Source organism: Novosphingobium sp., assembly GCF_027489515.1.
Lineage (GTDB): Bacteria > Pseudomonadota > Alphaproteobacteria > Sphingomonadales > Sphingomonadaceae > Novosphingobium.
The window spans coordinates 1-16454 of sequence record NZ_JAIXZS010000110.1 but is presented as its reverse complement, the minus strand read 5'-3'; the positions used below and the strand labels follow the sequence as shown (position 1 = coordinate 16454).

Genomic DNA, 16454 nt, shown 5'->3' with positions numbered 1-16454 from the left:
GATCAGACCATCTTGTCGATGAGGATGGCGGCCCATACCGCCAGGGTCAGTGCGCCGCCCGCGATGGTCCAGCGGATCGCATGGCGCAGATGGTGCGCTTGCGCGTCGATTGAATGAACGAAGCTCGCGAACAGGCGCTGGCGCAGCGCGGCATCGCCTTCGAGCCCGTCGGCGTCGAATTCCTCGCCCAGCAGCATGGCCCTCAGCGCGAGCGCGCAGGAGACGATGAGCGGCGCGAGCCCGATGAGGCTGGCAAGCACCAGCACGGGCTGGGTCGCCGCATCGACCGAAAGCGGGGCACCGGGGCTGGCCGAAATGGGGTGCGTGCCGATGGTGATCATCAGCGCATTGAAGCCGAGCATCGCGCCCAGCCGGACCGAGAGATCGAGATCGCGGTTCTCGAGGAATTCGAGGTCGGCAATGAACCCGGGTTCGGGCGGCTCGCCCCGCATCTCGCGAAACGCGCGCAGCCGGGAGCGGAACGAAGGCGGAAGCATCAGCCTTTGTACAGCGCGTCGATCCGCGCGCCGTAGCGCGCCTTGATCTTGTGGCGGCGGATCTTCATCGAGGGGGTCATTTCCTCGTTGTCGATGGTGAAGGGTTCGTCCGCCAGCGCAATCTGGCGGACCTTTTCGATCACCGAGAGGTCCTTGTTCACCCGGTCCACTGCCGCGCGGATCGCGGTGCGGAAGGCGGGGAGGTCTGAAAGGGCGGTCATGTCGAACTTCTCGCCCTGCGCGCGCGCCCATTCGAGCGCCCATTCGCTGTCGGGGACGATGAGGCCGACGATATAGGGCCGCTTGTCGCCCGAGACCATCGCCTGCCCGATCTCCGGCTGGAGCGTGAGCATGCCCTCGATCCGCTGGGGCGAGACGTTGTCGCCCTTGTCGTTGACGATCATGTCCTTCTTGCGATCGGTGATCTTGATGCGGCCCATTTCATCGAAGTGGCCGATATCGCCGGTGTGGAGCCAGCCCGCCTGCGGCCCGTCCTGCGGGATCGCGCGCAGCGTCTCGGCATCATTCTGCCAATAGCCGTGCATCACGAGTTCGCCGCGCACGAGAATCTCGCCATCGTCGGCGATCTTGACCTCGACCCCACGCAGCGGCGGTCCGACAGTGTCCATCGCGAGGCCAACCTTGGGCCGGTTGCAGCTGATCACCGGGCCGGCCTCGGTCTGGCCATAGCCCTGCAGCATGGTGAGCCCCATGGCATCGAAGAACAGGCCGACATCGGGATTGAGCGGTGCGCCGCCCGAGACCAAGGCCTTCAGGCGCCCGCCGAAGCGCTGGCGGATCTTGGGGCGCAGTGTGCGCTCGATGAAGAAATCCATGGGCGCGTCGATGATGCGGCGCAGGATGTTCGCGCCATCGGCCTTGCGCGCGCCGATCGCGAGCGCGCGGGCCATCAGATAGTTCGGCAGTTTGCCCTGCTTTTCCACCTGCTTCATGATGCGGGCGCGCAGCACTTCAAACAGGCGCGGGACGACCACCATCAGCGTGGGGCGGGTTTCCTCGATATTGCTGGCGAGCTTTTCGAGGCCTTCCGCATAGTAGATCTGCGCGCCAAGGCCGATCGGCAGGAACTGGCCGCCGGAATGCTCGTAGGCATGACTGAGCGGCAGGAAGGAGAGGAACGCTTCGGTCTCGCGGCCAGATGCGTCCCAGCCGAGGTCCTCGGCCACGACATGCGCGGCGCCATCGACATTGCACAGGATCGCGCCGTGGTGCTGGCAGACGCCCCGCGGGGCGCCGCCGGTGCCGCTGGTGTAGATGATGCAGGCGGTTTCGCTGCGGCCGATCGCGGCAACGCGCGCGGCGACCGAAAGGCGCGCGGGGACGGCATCGCCGCTGGTGAGCGCAGACCAATCATGGAAGCCGATGCGTTCGGACTGCATGCGGCGCAGCGGCTCCATACCGATGATGTGCGCCACCTGCGTCGCGCTCAGGCAAGCGGTGAGCAGGGGCTGCGCTAGCTTGGCGTTGGAGACGATGACCGCGCGGGCGCCCGAATTTTCGAGCACATGGAGATGATCGCGTTCGGTGTTGGTGACGTAGGCGGGCACGGTGACGAGCCCGGCGGCCATGATCGCGAGATCGGCGATGCACCACTCGGGGCGGTTTTCTGAGACAAGCACGACCCGGTCGCCCGGATCGAGGCCAAGGCTGCGTAGCGATTCGCCCAGCAGGCAGACCTGATCTGCCGCCTCGCGCCAGCTTTGCGATTGCCAGCTACCGCCGCGTTTGGCCCAGAGGAACGGACGATCCCCGAAGAACTCCGCCCGATCAAGGAACATGGCGACGAGATTGGGATAGGACGCGAAATCGGAAAGCTGCACGGTATGACGATCCCCTGGCCCATTGGCGCCCGCGCCGGCGGGCCTTTTTGTTTGGTCCGGAAACTAGGAGTGCCGTAGCGGAAGGGCAAGCAGCCCTGTGGATATGGTGCTGTATTGCCCCGACGGGGAACGATGGCACCGGCTCGCTCTCCCGCCCGGCCTCCCACCCAGATTACTCTCGAGGGTCGGTGCAGCTTTGTTTCGGCTGGGCCGAAACAGCAATCAAGGTGAGGCTGTGGCGCCCTCGCTTCTGGGATCGGCAGCGCCGACCCAGTGGTACTTGCCCTTCTCGCCCTGGACCCATTCGATGGCGTTGGCCTTGAGGCGCATCGGTACCGCGACGACCTTGGTATGGCCGAGCGCCTGGAGCGCGGGGACCATCGCGGCAAGCGGGGTGCCCGCCTCGACCGCGAGGACCCCGCCGGGGGCAGGCATGACGATGCCCTGTGCGATGGCTTCGCGCGCGGTCAGGCCCCAGTCGAGCGTGCCGATGATCACGCGGATCACCTGCGGCGGAATGGTATAGCCGCCCGCCGCCCCCGCGATCAGGCGCAGATGGCCGTCGGGGCCATAGACGACGACCGGGCTCATCGAACTTCTCGGGCGCTTGCCCCCCTCGACGCGGTTGGCGGTGGGCTTGTCACCCCGAACGGGATCGAGATTGAAGTCCGTCAGTTCGTTGTTGAGGTAGTAGCCCCCAACCATCAGGCCCGAGCCGAAGGCGCTCTCGATCGTCGAGGTGTAGCTTGCGGCATTGCCCCAGCGATCGACTGCGGCGAAATGCGTGGTGCCGTGCTCGGGGATGGGGCCGGCCATGACGAAGCGGTCGCTCGCGCCGGTAGGCTTGCCCGGGGCGGCGCTGTTGATTGCGGACGTTTCCGAGATCAGTGCCGAGCGCGCGGCGAAGTAGGCAGGATCGATCAGGCCGGCCGTCGGCACCCGTGCGTAATCGGGATCGGCGAGCCAGGTGTCGCGGTCGGCAAAGGCGAGCCGCTCGGCCTCGGCGATAAGATGCCATGCCGTGGGCGAGGCAGCGCCCATCGTCCCGAGATCGAACCGTTCGAGCATGCCCAGCGTTTGCAGCACGGTCACGCCCCCGGCCGAGGGCGGTCCCATGCTGCACACGCGCCAGACGCGGTAGCGGCCGCACACGGGATCCCGTGGCTTGGCCTTGTAACCCGCCAGATCGGCGGTGGACATCGGCGCGGGATTGCGGGGGGCGGTGCCGACCTTGACGGCGATCGCCTTGGCATTGTCGCCCAGATAGAAGCTGTCGGCGCCCAGCGCGGCGATCTTCTCGAAGGTCGCGGCAAGCGCGGGATTGCGCACCACGGTGCCGACGGGGAGCGGGGCGCCATCCGCACCGAAGAACAGCGCGCGTCCGGCCGGATCGAGCCCGGCGATGTCAGGCGCCATGGCGAGCGTGCTGGCAAGGCGCGGGGTGATCGCGAAGCCATCGCCTGCAAGGCGGATCGCGGGGCCGAACAACACGCGCCACGGCAGCTTGCCGCTGCGCGCATGGACGAGTGCAGCAAGCCGCAGGTTGCCGGGCACGCCGACGCTGCGTCCCCCGGGCACGGCATCGCCGTGGCTCAGCACCTTCCCATCGACCTTGAACCAGTCCGGCGTGGCGGCAGCGGGCGCCATCTCGCGGCCGTCGAAGCTTGCGACCTTCCCCGCGGCGTCGGCCGTGACAAGGAAACCGCCGCCGCCGATGCCCGAGCTTTGCGGTTCGACCACCGTCAGCGCGAGCATGGTGGCAATCGCGGCATCGGTCGCCGATCCGCCAAGGCGCAGCATTTCCGCTCCGGCCGCCGCTGCGCGCGGGTCGGCCGCGGTAACGACGCCGATGTCCTTCGCTGCCGGTGCCGCATCGGCGACAGGCAGCTTTGCGGGCCGGGCGGCGTTAGGCAGCGGCGCGCAGGCCTGGGCGAGGGCGAAAAGCGCGGCAGGCGCGAGCGAGCGGACGAAGCGGAATGCCATACTGCAGCGTTATTCGCTGCCGACCGCCTCGGCAATGCTGCTCATGCCTTCGGCGCTCACGCGCTTCGCCAGCCCCTCGACGATGCGTTGCACGAGGCCGGGGCCTTCGTAGACGAGCGCGCTGTAGAGCTGGATCAGGCTGGCGCCGGCGCAGATGCGGTCCCAGGCGTCGTCCGCGCTGGCAATGCCGCCCACCCCGATCAGCGGAATGGCGCCGCCGGTGGCCTTGCGGAAATCGCGCAGCATCCGCAGCGCCAACGGGCGCAGCGGTTCGCCCGACAAGCCGCCGGTTTCTCCACCGAGCGGCGAGCGCAGCGCGGGGCGAGAAATCGTGGTGTTGCTGACGATGAGGGCATCGAGCCGCTTGTCGAGCGCGATCTTGCAGATGGCATCGATATCGGTGGAGGTGAGATCGGGAGCGAGCTTGAGGAAGAGCTTGGTCGGCTGGGTGCCCCGCGCCTCGATCACCGCATCGAGCAAGTCCGCCAGCGCGGCGGGATCCTGCAGCGCGCGCAGCCCCGGCGTGTTGGGTGAACTGATGTTGACGGTGAGGTAGCTTGCCAGCGGCGCCATGATCCGCGTCATGGCAGCATAATCGGCGATCCGGTCTGTCGAATCCTTGTTGGCGCCGATATTGGCACCGACCACACCAGGCTGGCGCTGCCGCGCGGCAAGGCGCGCGGCGACCACTTGCGCGCCGGCATTGTTGAAGCCCATGCGGTTGATCACCGCATTGTCCTCAACAAGGCGGAAGAGGCGCGGCTTGGGGTTGCCTTCCTGCGGACGCGGCGTGACAGTGCCCGCTTCGACAAAGCCGAAGCCAAGGCCCAGCAGCGCATCCGGCACTTCACCGTTCTTGTCGAAACCTGCGGCAATGCCCACCGGATTGGGGAATACGAGCCCCGCGACTCGCTGGCAAAGCAGCGGTTGCGGCGCGGCGCGGCCTCCGCGCGGCGCGGCAGACAAGGCGGCGATCGTCAGGCGGTGGGCGGTTTCAGCGGGAATGCGGAACAGCAGGGGACGGCAAAGCGAGTACAGCATGCGTGGGAGTTTCCCTCCGGCCCGGTTATGGGTGAACGTAACGGGTGCGCGGCTGTATTGCCCCCCCGGAGGACGAGGCCAAGCTGCAATTGCAACCGTTTTGTCGGTTAACCGACGGTTAAGCATTGAATTCACACGCCTGTTGCACGTCTGCCACCGATTTTGTCGAATCCGTACAATTCTTCTCTGTGGCCGTGTTCTACCAGACTCGTGCGACCCGAAGGGCTCGGTGCAGCAATGCATTCGAGTTCTCGACTTCATGGCGGCTCGTGCCCTGGCACGGCCGCCTTTTTTTTGATCGCGTGGCGCCGGGGCCTCCCTTTCCCGCTCCTCCTGACATTTTGGGGCATGGCCCCCGGCTTGCACTCGCCGCAGGCATCGCCTAGATAACCGGAGCAGATCAGTCCGATTTCAGGTCGGGCTCCCCTTCTATCCGGGAACAGCCGCAATGCGTCTTTCGAGCATGGCCGACTATGCCGTGGTGACGATGACCGCCGCCGCACGGCATTGCGGGCGCCATGGCCCCGGTGGCGCGCGCGTATCGGCGCAGCAGCTGGCCGACGAGACCGGCCTGCCGGTGCCCACCGTGCAGAAACTGGTGAGCAAGCTGGCGGCGGCCGGGCTGCTCAAGTCGTCGCGCGGGCTGGGCGGCGGGCTCAAGCTGGCGCGGCCGGCAGCGGCGATTTCGCTGGCTGATATCGTCGAGGCCGTCGAAGGTCCGATCGCGATGGCGCCCTGCAGCGTGCATGGCCGCCATGATTGCACGTTGGAGGCCGATTGCACCGTGCGCCCGCATTGGCCGCAGGTCGATGCCGCGCTGCGCGGCGCGCTCGCCGGGGTGGCGCTGACGCAGCTGACGCGGCCGGTCGCAAGCACAGAGGTAACGGCATGAGCGAGGATACCGAGGTCAAGGATCAGGCCGCACGCGATGCTGCCGCGCGAGTCGCGGACTACGAGCATGGCTGGTCCTCTGACATCGAGCAGGAATATGGCCCCAAGGGTCTTTCCGAGGACACGGTTCGCTATATCTCGGCCAAGAAGGACGAGCCGGAGTGGATGCTGGAATGGCGGCTCAAAGCCTATCGCCAATGGCTGACGATGCCGACGCCGGAATGGGCGAAGCTCAATATTCCGCCGATCGATTACCAGGCGGCCTATTACTGGGCCGCGCCCAAGGCCAAGCCCAAGCTCGGCAGCCTTGACGAAGTCGATCCCGAGATCCTGCGCATCTACGAGAAACTCGGCATCCCGCTCGAGGAGCAGAAGGTGCTCGCGGGCGTCGAAGGCGCGCGCAAGGTCGCGGTCGATGCGGTGTTCGACAGCGTTTCGGTGGCGACGACCTTCCGCAAGGAGCTGGAGCAGGCGGGCGTCATCTTCCGCTCGATCAGCGAGGCAATCCGCGAGTACCCCGATCTGGTGCGCAAGTGGCTCGGCCGTGTCGTGCCGATGCAGGACAACTACTTCGCCGCGCTCAATTGCGCGGTCTTTTCGGACGGCACTTTCGTCTACATCCCCGAGGGTGTGCGCTGCCCGATGGAGCTTTCGACCTATTTCCGCATCAATGCCGAGAACACCGGGCAGTTCGAGCGCACGTTGATCGTGGCCGACAAAGGGTCCTATGTCTCGTATCTCGAGGGCTGCACCGCCCCGCAGCGCGACGAGAACCAGCTCCATGCCGCGGTGGTCGAACTCGTCGCGCTCGACGATGCCGAGATCAAGTACTCGACCGTGCAGAACTGGTATCCCGGCGATGCCGACGGCAAGGGCGGAATCTACAACTTCGTGACCAAGCGCGCGCTGTGCCAGGGTGCGCGCAGCAAGGTTTCGTGGACGCAGGTCGAGACCGGAAGTGCGGTCACGTGGAAGTACCCGAGCTGCGTGCTCAACGGCGAAGGCTCGGTCGGCGAGTTCTATTCGGTCGCGGTGACCAACAACCACCAGCAGGCCGATACCGGCACCAAGATGATCCACAACGGGAAGAACACCCGGTCGACCATCGTGTCGAAGGGGATCAGCGCGGGCCATTCGAACAACACCTATCGCGGGCTCGTGCGCGTCGCCCCGCAGGCCGAGGGCGTGCGCAACTTCACCCAGTGCGATTCGCTTTTGCTCGGCGCGGACTGCGGCGCGCACACCGTGCCCTATATCGAGGTGCGCAACCCGAGCGCGACCATCGAGCACGAGGCGACCACCAGCAAGATCTCGGACGACCAGCTGTTCTATGCGATGCAGCGCGGCCTCGCGCAGGAAGACGCCATCGCGCTGATCGTGAACGGTTTCGCGCGCGAAGTGCTGCAGCAGCTGCCGATGGAGTTTGCCGTCGAGGCGCAGAAGCTGCTGGGGATCAGCCTTGAGGGGTCGGTCGGGTGAGTGAGACGATGACCCTTACCGTGCGCCCGGTGGCGTCTTCTGACGCAGCGGAACTCGCGGAGCTGCTCAATGCGGTGATCGCAGCGGGCGGGACGACCGCGCTGCAGGAGCCTTTCACGCCCGAGGCGCTGGATGCGGCCTATCTGACCGGGCCGAATGTCCACTGCTGCTTCGTGGCAGAGGACGAGGATGGCACCTTGCTCGGCTTCCAGACGCTGGGGCGCTATCCGGGCCTGCCCGACGATGTAGGCGATATCGGCACGTTTGCGCGGATCGGCGGCACGCAGCGCGGGATCGGCTCATCATTGTTTGCCGCGACAGCGAAGCGCGCCGCAGAACTCGGCCTCAGCGCGATCAATGCAACGATCCGCGGTGACAACAGCGGCGGCCTAGCGTTCTACACCAAGCAGGGCTTCGTCGATCATGATGTGACGCCGGGCGTGCCGCTCAAGGACGGGACACCGGTGGACCGCGTGCACAAGCGGTTCGTGCTGGAGGTTGAGGCCCCGGCCAAGCGCAAGCTTTCCGTGCGTTTCGGCGGGGATGACGCGCCAACCCTGCAGAAGAAGGGCCGCGGCTGGGCGATTTCCGAATCGCGGCTCGATGCCCTGCACGAGCGCGCGCGCGAGATGCGCCGCAATCCAAGCCCCGCGCAGGAAGCGCTGGCCGATGCGCTGACCCGCGTCGAGACCGGCGGCTACACGTTCAAGCGGCAGGCGGTGATCGGTTCGGCCATCGTCGATTTCGCCTGCAAGCAGCTGATGCTGGTGGTCGAGATCGATGGTGATGCCGATGCGGCCTTCACCGCCGCGCGCGACAAGAGCCTTACCGAAGTGGGCTACCGGGTGGAGCGCATTGCCGCCGCCCAGGTGCTCGCCGATCCTGATGCCGCCGCCCAGCGCGTTTCCGACGCAATGCGCGCACTTCATGCCGAACGCCGCGCCAAGCGGTCTGCCCCAAGGCGCGCCGCGCCGCGCTCACCCCGGAACTATTGATGCTCAAAATCGAGAACCTTTCCGCGACCGTTGCCGACAAGCCGATCCTCAAGGGCCTGTCGCTCACGATCAATGCGGGCGAAATCCATGCCATCATGGGCCCCAACGGTGCGGGCAAATCCACGCTGGGCTACACGCTCGGCGGCCGTCCCGGCTATGAAGTGACGGGCGGCACGGTGGACTTCGACGGGCGGGACCTGCTCGCGCTGGAGCCGCACGAACGCGCTGCGGCGGGGCTGTTCCTCGGCTTCCAGTATCCGGTCGAGATCCCCGGCGTGTCCAACCTGCAGTTCCTGCGTGAGGCGCTCAACGCGCAGCGCAAGGTGCATGGGCTGGAGCCGCTTTCGGGCGCCGCCTTCATCAAGCTTGCCAAGGAGCAGGCGGGGCTGCTGCGCTTCGACATGGACATGCTCAAGCGCCCGGTGAACGTTGGATTCTCGGGCGGCGAGAAGAAGCGCGCCGAGATGGTGCAGATGGGCATCCTCGCGCCCAAGCTTGCGATCCTCGACGAGACCGATTCGGGCCTCGACATCGACGCGCTGCGCATTTGCGGCGAGGGCATCAACGCGATCATGCGCAAACCCGACAAGGCGGTGCTGCTGATCACCCACTACCAGCGCCTGCTCGATTACGTGAAGCCGGACTTCGTGCACGTGCTTGCGGGCGGGCGGATCGTGAAGTCGGGCGGGCCGGAACTGGCGCTTCAGCTCGAAGAGCATGGCTACGAGGCGGTCGCTGCATGAGTCTGCTGCTCGCCCTTGCCATGGCGGCGCAGGCTGCCGAGCCTGCTGGAGCCCCGGCCGCACCAGCTGCTCCTGCTGCAACGATGCCGGCGGCGTTCCTCGGCGAATGGGCGCCCTCCGCGGCAGGCTGTGCGGACAAGTATGCCAAGCGCATCGTGACCGCGTCGATGAACACCGAGGGCGACTATTGGGGCGTGGTCAAGGCGGTCGAGGCGCTGGGCGAGCGGCATATCGTGGTGCACGAAGGCGATGATGATTTCGGCGTCGCGCTCACGGCAGACTATGTCCTGAGCCCCGATGGCAAGATGCTGGTGCTTCATGTGCTGGAGCGCAGCGGTGCCAAGGTGTCCGAAGCGCCGATCCCGATGGTGCGGTGCGAGACGTCCAATGGCTAGTCTCGTTCTCCCGACTCGTAAGGATGAGGCCTATCGCTACGCCGATCTGACCGCGCTCGCGCCGCTCTGGCCGGTGGCCGTGCAGGAAATCCGTGTCGCCGCCGGTGCGAGTGACACGCTCGCGATCACCGCGCGCTCTGACAGCGCTGAGGCGCGTGAGTTCCTGATCACGCTGGAAGACGGCGCGAACTTCGATCTGCGTGTGCTGAATGCCGGGCAGGCTTACGGCCGCATCGCCGTCACGGCCGTGCTCGGCAAGGGCGCGTCATTCCACTTCGGCGCGGCGCAGCTTGGCGCGGGCACGCAGACGCTCGAGATCGTGACCGAAGTGCGGCACCTGCAGCCCGATGCGGTGAGCCGGCAGGTCGTGCGCTCGGTGCTTGGCGGGCAGGCGACAGGCACCTATCTCGGCAAGGTCCATGTCGCACGCGGAGCCATCGGCACCGATGGCGAGCAGTCGATCCGCGCCATGCTGCTGGAGCGCACGGCGACCGCCAACGCGCGGCCCGAGCTCGAAATCTACGCCGACGACGTGAAGTGTGCGCATGGCTGCGCGGTGGGCGAGCTTGATCCCCAAGGCCTGTTCTACCTGCAATCGCGCGGTCTGCCGCCGGCTGAGGCCAAGAAGCTCATGCTCCACGCCTTCATCGCCGAAGCCTTCGTCGGCGCGCCCGATGCCGAGGCATTGACCGAAGCCGCGCTGGCCGGGCTGGAGAACCTGCTGTGAGCACTGCCACCCTCGCCCGCACCGATGCTTGGCCCGGTCTGCTGAATGCCGAGGGCAAGCGCTGGCATTACCTCGATACCGCCGCCACGGCGCAGAAGCCGCAAGTCGTGATCGACGCCATGAACCAGGCGATGGGCGCGGACTACGCAACCGTGCATCGCGGGGTTTATACCCGCTCAGCCGAGATGACGCTGGCCTATGAAGCGGCGCGGCGCACGGTGGCGGCGCTGATCGGCGCGCGCGAGGAAGAGCTGGTCTTCACCCGCGGCGCAACCGAGGCGATCAATCTCGTCGCGCAATCGTGGGGCGTGGCAAACCTGCGGCCCGGCGACCGTGTGCTGCTTTCGCAGCTGGAGCATCACTCCAACATCGTGCCGTGGCAGCTGATCGCCAAGCGGACCGGCCTTGAAATCGACGTCTGCCCGATCACCGAAGATGGCCGGATCGATCTCGATGCGGCGGAGCGGATGCTCACCCCGGCGCACAAGCTGGTGGCTTTTGCGCATGTCTCGAACGTGCTCGGCTCGGTACTCGATGCGCCGCGTGCGGTCGCACTGGCCCATGCCGTCGGCGCGAAGATCCTGCTCGATGGCTGCCAGTCGGCGGCGCGCCTGCCGGTCGATGTCGCGGCGCTGGGCTGCGATTTCTACGTCTTCTCCGCGCACAAGCTCTATGGGCCGACCGGGATCGGCGCGCTTTGGGCCAAGGCAGAGATCCTCTCGGCGATGCCGCCGTGGCAGGGCGGCGGCTCGATGATCGACCGCGTGACCTTCGCGCAGACGACGTGGGCACCCGCGCCGCAGCGCTTCGAGGCGGGAACGCCGGCCATCGTCGAGGCGATCGCCTTTGGCGCTGCCGTCGATTTCCTGACTTCGACTGGCCTCGCGGCGATCCATGAGCACGAGGCGCAGCTTGTCGCCTCGGCACGTGAGCAATTGGGGCGGATCAATGCGGTGCGGCTGTTCGGACCAGCAGACAGCGCCGGGATCGTCAGCTTCGCGCTGGAGGGCGTGCACCCGCACGATCTCGGCACGATCCTCGACGAAGAGAACGTGGCGATCCGCGCAGGCCATCATTGCGCGCAGCCGCTGATGGAGCACCTCGGCGTGCCGGCAACGGCCCGCGCGAGTTTCGGGATTTACAGTGACGAAAGCGATGTCGCGGCGCTGGTTCGCGGCATCGAGCGGACCTTAAGGATATTCGGATGAACCGGATCGAGATCGAGGAAGTCGAAGGCGTCGAGCCACCGCGCCGCGCCAGAGTCGAACAGGCTGTCGAGGAAGCGGTGGAAACCCCTGCCGAGAAGCTGGAGCGCAAGCGCGACTATCTGGAAGGCTTTCTTTCCGAGAAGCCTGCCGTGGCAGCGCCGGGCGAGCCGGGCGGGGACATCTACGAAGGCGTGATTACCGCGCTGCGGGAAATCTTTGACCCCGAGATCCCGGTCAACATCTATGACCTCGGCCTGATCTACGGCGTTGACGTGAGCCCCGAAGGCTCGGTCGTGGTGACGATGACGCTCACCACGCCGAATTGCCCGGTGGCCGAATCGATGCCCGCCGAAGTCGAACTGCGCGTCGAGGCCGTGCCCGGCGTGCGAGATGCCGAGGTCAATCTCGTGTGGGATCCGGCCTGGGACCCGCAGAAGATGAGCGACGACGCCAAGCTCGAACTTGGTATGCTCTGAACAAGCCCCATATAGGTGAAGCCATGACCACCGAAGCCCCCACCCGTACTCGCCAGCGCCCTGCCGCAGTGATCCTCACGCCCTCGGCCGAGGCGCGGATCGCCAAGCTGATGGCAAGCGCGCCGGAAGGAGCGATCGGCGTCAAGCTTTCCACCCCGCGCCGGGGCTGCTCGGGCCTCGCCTATTCTGTCGACTACGTCGAAACGGCCAATCCGATGGACGAACGGATCGAGACGCCGGGCGGCACCTTCTTCATCGACGGCGGCTCGGTGCTCTATCTGATCGGCAGCACGATGGACTGGCAGGAGGATGATTTCACCGCCGGCTTCGTGTTCCAGAATCCCAACGCCAAGGGCTCCTGCGGCTGCGGGGAAAGCTTCACGGTCTGACCGGAGTGGCCACACCCATCGCTGACCTGCGCGCACGGATCGCCGCGCAGCGCACCGACAATCCGGCGATGTATGGCGCGGTCGATTTTGCGATCGAACCCGAGCGCTTGCTCACGGATGCCAAAAATCCACAAGAGCTCATCGCCGGAAGCGAGCTGCGCGCCTATCCCAAGGTCGCGGCCGCGCTGCTCGAAGACCGCGCGCTGATGGAGCGCATGGCCGCCTACACGATGATGGGTGATGCGGCGGCCGATCCCTATGCCGCGCTCATGCCCGAACACGGCTTCAAGCGGCTGGTCGATATGCTGGTCGAGGCCTGCGACAAGGGGGTGGACAAGGTCGAGGGCGCACCGGTCGAACTCATCACCTTCATCCGCAGCATGGAAGCCACGCCTTCGTGGGTGGATATGAAGCTGGTCGAGGAAGGCGCGCGGTTGCAGCGCGTGACCTTTGCCAATGTCGCGCCCTGGGCCATCCGCGGTGCGTTCATCGCCACCTTCATGAACAAGTACGCCGCGCTGCCAATGGCGCTGACGGGCACGCTTTCCAACAAGACCGCGGCGAGGCGCATCAAGGAAACCGCGATGTTCTTCGGAACATCTGTGCTGCCCGGCGCGCTCGCCCGCTTCGGCGCGGGCTTCAAGGCCGCGGCCATGGTGCGGCTGATGCATTCGATGGTGCGTTTCAACGTGCTCTCGAACGGCAAATGGGACCAGAAGGTCTACGGCATCCCGATCCCGCAAGTGGACCAGATGCCGGCAGGCCTGATTTCTGACTTCCTCATCTCGTCCAAGGTGCTGCGTGAAGGCCGCAGCGATTTCACCCCCGAGGAGCGCGCGCAGATCGAGCTATCGCGCTATCGCTGCTTCCTGCTTGGCCTGCCCGAAGATCTGCTGGCGCAGACCCCGCGTGGCATTGTCGATGCCTGGAACGCCCGTGCGCTGAGCTTGCGCGCCGGGTTCGACGAGGCGACCTGCGGCGGCCTCCTGCGCGCGACGCTGGAAGCCGATCTGATCGATACCTCGACCCCGCAAGGTCAGATTCGTGCCCGGCTCGAACGCTCGTTCGCCAAAGTCTATTTCATGCAGAATTTCTGCGATGGCAGCGAGAAGGCAGCCGCGCGCTTTGGCGTGAAGATCCGTGCGATTGACCGGGTGCGCGCCGCAGCGGTCGGCGTGGGCCTGATGGGACAGATGCGGCTCTATGGCGCAGCGGCGAAAACCCCGGTGGTGCGCCACCTTGCGGACCAGCGCCTCGTCGGCAAGGTGCGCGGCTACCTCGGCAGCCTGGGGCATGCCGAATTTACCACCGATGCGACGAAGTACAAACCGGTGGCCGGGGTGAAACCTGCCGCTTAGAGCCGGCGCAGGCGGATCGGTGCGGACTCTGCCAGCAGTGCATCGACCTCGCGCGAACCGAGCGGCCGCGCGAACTCGACACCGAGCCGGGCGCGATCCGACCAGCGGATGATTGCACGGGTGACGACGCTGCCGAAATCGATCTCTACGAACTGGCCACTGGCGCCATCGGCGAGGTCGTTGCTCTCGATCTGGCAACCGTAGCGCGAGATATCGTAGATGCGTTGGGCGCGATTTGCCGACGTTTCGCCCGCGTGCATGCGTTGCACGCGGCGGTTGTCGACCGCGTCTTCGCGTATCAGCATTCTGGCCGGAATGTGCATAGACGTCCCCTTGCGATGCAACCGTTATGCCGCCGGGGGGTAAATGCTTCCTGTTGATTCAATGCCTAACAGCGGGTGAAGAGCGCGGTTACCCTTCGGCAAGAAAGGCCCGCAGCGCGTCTTCCAGCGGGTCGATCTGGCCGTCCGCGTGGATGCGGCCAACGAGCCAGACCTTCTCGGGCGACGTCAGCGCCGCTTCGGCTCCGGCTTCACCCTGAAAGTCCCGCGCAGGCTTGCCGGCCGAGATAATGTCCTGCGCCGCCGTGCCAAGATCCCCTGTCCCGAGCCGGGTCATGCGTCCGAAGAAGCGGCCAAGGCTGCTCGAGGTGTCGTTCATGAAGCCTTCGAGCTCGGCAGCACGCTCGCGGCTGATCGCGCGGCCGCCGGTCCAGCCCTGCAGGTAATTGCCCACGCCCTGCACGAAGAGGCGCTGCCATTCGGCAGCGTTGGGGCGACCTAGCGTTGCATCCTTGAGGCGGAACAGCATTTCGGCCTCGCGCTGGCTGACGGCCGCAGGGCGATCACCGCCGCTGGCGAAGATCACGCGGCGCAGCAGCTTGCATTCGGCTTCGGTGATCGAGCCGGCGCTCAGCGCAGCGCCCCCAAGTGTACTGGCATCGCGCGTCGGGCCTTTGCCAGTCAGCACGGCGCGCTCGATCTGGGTGAGCGCGTAGTCCTTGAGGCGGTCCGGCGTGCCGAGCGCCTTTTCGATCACGCGGATGAGGAGTTCGAGTTCGGCGGCCGAATCGAGCCGACCATCATGATCCAGCCGGGCAATCAGCCAGTCGGCGGTTGCGTCGGCCACGTAGCCGCGCGGTTCGGTGCCGTTGAGCACATATTCGCTCACCGCTTCGACAAGGAAGTCGATCCATTCGGGGCCCTTGGCAGAGACAACGTCGTTGATCGCGAGAATGGCTTCGGCTTCGGTCTGGTCGATGCGGCCATCGGGCCATGCGGCGCGGCGCAGGGCCAGAACTTCCTCGGCCGTGATTGCGCCATCGGCAGCGGCCTGGCGAGCCAGCTCGGGAAAATTGATCGTCATACCGCAGTCCGTCCGCTTGTCTGGTGGCGGACATCTATGGACCGGAGAGGGTTTATTTGGCGTTACCCATGGCGGCACGCGTCCCGCGCAGATCAGCCAAGCAGGCGAACGACGGCCATCAGCGCGGAAATCGCCAGCAGAAATCCCACGAAGCTGCGCCACAGCGCGTCGCTCACTTTGCCGAACGCAAGTGATCCGAGGTAATTGCCGACGAGCACCGGACCGAACAGCAGAAGCGCGAAGAGCGCATCGCGCCATGACGCGAGGCCCAGCGCGAGCGCGGCCGCCGTGCTGGCGGTGGAAGTGAGCAGGAAAACCGTCTGCATCGATGCGCGCGCCACCTCGCGCGGGATCGGACGGCGCAGGTAATACGGCACCACCGGCGGGCCGGGCATGCCGGCAAAGCCGGTCAGCAGGCCGGAAGCCGCTCCGGTCAGCCCGGTTTCGAGGTTCCCGGGGGCATGGCCCGGTTTTGCAGGCAGGAGAACCATCGCGAAAGCGCCGATCGCGACGACGGCGATGATCACGCGCGCCACCGCGGGCGGCGTCGCGAACAGCGCGAGCAGGCCGAGCGGTGTCATCACCATGGCAAGGCCGCCGATCACGCCCGCGCTTTTCTCGCCCGCGTGCCACACCTTGCGCGCGCCGACGAGGCCGATCAGCAGGCCGAGCATGTTGGAGACGACCACTGCTTCGCCCGGCCGGATCACCAGCGCGATCAGCGGCACCAGCAGGATCGCCATGCCGAAGCCTGCAAGGCCCCGCACGAAGGCCGCGACAAACGCCGCCAGCGCGCAAAGCGCCAGCGACAGCAGCGGCAGGTCGAGCAGAGCGATCAGGCCCTGAGGTCCGGCGGGGTTGCCTCGGCTTTCAGCAGCGCGATAGCCTCGGCGAGCGGGATCACCTTCTGGTGCTGCTCACCCAGCGTGCGGATCGCGACGGTGCCATCCTCCGCCTCGCGCTTGCCGACCACCAGCAGGTAGGGGACCTTCTGCAAGGAGTGCTCGCGCACCTTGTAGTTGATCTTCTCGTTGCGCAGGTCGCTCTCGGTGCGGATGCCGGCGGC

The 16454-nt window shown here is 66.4% G+C and carries 18 protein-coding genes; 10 read left to right on the top strand and 8 right to left on the bottom strand.

The window, feature by feature from the left end:
* Positions 1–2 precede the first annotated feature (2 nt).
* From Q0082_RS19105 to Q0082_RS19090, 4 genes are all read right to left on the bottom strand, one after another.
* Entirely contained in the window at positions 3–497 is a 495-nt protein-coding gene (locus Q0082_RS19105; RefSeq protein WP_298195191.1) for a hypothetical protein, read from the bottom strand.
* Positions 497–2338 (bottom strand): long-chain fatty acid--CoA ligase, encoded by a 1842-nt coding sequence (locus Q0082_RS19100; protein WP_298195190.1) that lies wholly within the window; start codon positions 2336–2338, stop codon positions 497–499. Before Q0082_RS19100 ends, Q0082_RS19105 begins: the two co-directional genes overlap by 1 nt.
* A 222-nt stretch (positions 2339–2560) precedes the next feature.
* Positions 2561–4321, bottom strand: a complete 1761-nt coding sequence (gene ggt, locus Q0082_RS19095; RefSeq protein WP_298195189.1) for a gamma-glutamyltransferase — start codon at positions 4319–4321, stop codon at positions 2561–2563.
* Between the two features lie 9 nt (positions 4322–4330).
* Positions 4331–5362 (bottom strand): quinone-dependent dihydroorotate dehydrogenase, encoded by a 1032-nt coding sequence (locus Q0082_RS19090; protein ID WP_298195188.1) that lies wholly within the window; start codon positions 5360–5362, stop codon positions 4331–4333.
* Positions 5363–5810: 448 nt separating this feature from the next.
* Between Q0082_RS19090 and Q0082_RS19085 the strand changes: the two genes are divergently transcribed.
* Genes Q0082_RS19085 through Q0082_RS19040 form a run of 10 tightly spaced genes read left to right on the top strand, consistent with a single transcriptional unit; the run spans position 5811 to position 14023 of the window.
* Positions 5811–6254: an Rrf2 family transcriptional regulator gene (locus Q0082_RS19085; RefSeq protein ID WP_298195187.1), complete on the top strand. Its 444-nt coding sequence runs from the start codon at positions 5811–5813 to the stop codon at positions 6252–6254.
* Entirely contained in the window at positions 6251–7732 is a 1482-nt protein-coding gene (gene sufB, locus Q0082_RS19080; protein WP_298195186.1) for a Fe-S cluster assembly protein SufB, read from the top strand. The genes Q0082_RS19085 and sufB overlap by 4 nt, the downstream gene beginning before the upstream one ends.
* Entirely contained in the window at positions 7729–8727 is a 999-nt protein-coding gene (locus tag Q0082_RS19075; protein ID WP_298195185.1) for a GNAT family N-acetyltransferase, read from the top strand. Before sufB ends, Q0082_RS19075 begins: the two co-directional genes overlap by 4 nt.
* Positions 8727–9470: a Fe-S cluster assembly ATPase SufC gene (sufC, locus tag Q0082_RS19070; RefSeq protein WP_298195184.1), complete on the top strand. Its 744-nt coding sequence runs from the start codon at positions 8727–8729 to the stop codon at positions 9468–9470. The genes Q0082_RS19075 and sufC overlap by 1 nt, the downstream gene beginning before the upstream one ends.
* Entirely contained in the window at positions 9467–9865 is a 399-nt protein-coding gene (locus Q0082_RS19065) for a hypothetical protein (protein WP_298195183.1), read from the top strand. Before sufC ends, Q0082_RS19065 begins: the two co-directional genes overlap by 4 nt.
* Positions 9858–10592: a SufD family Fe-S cluster assembly protein gene (locus Q0082_RS19060; protein ID WP_298195182.1), complete on the top strand. Its 735-nt coding sequence runs from the start codon at positions 9858–9860 to the stop codon at positions 10590–10592. Before Q0082_RS19065 ends, Q0082_RS19060 begins: the two co-directional genes overlap by 8 nt.
* Positions 10593–10630: 38 nt before the next feature.
* Positions 10631–11800, top strand: a complete 1170-nt coding sequence (locus tag Q0082_RS19055) for a cysteine desulfurase (protein ID WP_298195244.1) — start codon at positions 10631–10633, stop codon at positions 11798–11800.
* The gene (locus tag Q0082_RS19050) at positions 11797–12276 is read left to right on the top strand and encodes an SUF system Fe-S cluster assembly protein (protein ID WP_298195181.1); all 480 of its coding nucleotides are present in this window, start codon (positions 11797–11799) and stop codon (positions 12274–12276) included. The genes Q0082_RS19055 and Q0082_RS19050 overlap by 4 nt, the downstream gene beginning before the upstream one ends.
* 23 nt (positions 12277–12299) lie before the next feature.
* On the top strand, positions 12300–12665 hold the full coding sequence (locus Q0082_RS19045; RefSeq protein ID WP_292943352.1) for an iron-sulfur cluster assembly accessory protein: 366 nt from the start codon (positions 12300–12302) through the stop codon (positions 12663–12665).
* A gap of 5 nt (positions 12666–12670) precedes the next feature.
* Positions 12671–14023 carry an oxygenase MpaB family protein gene (locus tag Q0082_RS19040; protein WP_298195180.1) on the top strand — a complete coding sequence of 451 codons (1353 nt, stop codon included), beginning with the start codon at positions 12671–12673 and terminating at the stop codon, positions 14021–14023.
* Here the strand turns inward: Q0082_RS19040 and Q0082_RS19035 are convergent.
* The 4 genes from Q0082_RS19035 to Q0082_RS19020 all read right to left on the bottom strand — a co-directional run.
* Positions 14020–14328: a PilZ domain-containing protein gene (locus Q0082_RS19035; protein WP_298195179.1), complete on the bottom strand. Its 309-nt coding sequence runs from the start codon at positions 14326–14328 to the stop codon at positions 14020–14022. The two genes, Q0082_RS19040 and Q0082_RS19035, sit on opposite strands and share 4 nt — an antisense overlap.
* 106 nt (positions 14329–14434) lie before the next feature.
* Positions 14435–15388, bottom strand: a complete 954-nt coding sequence (locus tag Q0082_RS19030; protein WP_298195178.1) for a hypothetical protein — start codon at positions 15386–15388, stop codon at positions 14435–14437.
* Between the two features lie 92 nt (positions 15389–15480).
* On the bottom strand, positions 15481–16179 hold the full coding sequence (locus Q0082_RS19025) for a sulfite exporter TauE/SafE family protein (RefSeq protein ID WP_298195243.1): 699 nt from the start codon (positions 16177–16179) through the stop codon (positions 15481–15483).
* A gap of 44 nt (positions 16180–16223) precedes the next feature.
* Positions 16224–16454: His/Gly/Thr/Pro-type tRNA ligase C-terminal domain-containing protein (locus Q0082_RS19020; RefSeq protein WP_298195177.1), on the bottom strand; the 231-nt coding region annotated here is incomplete at its 5' end.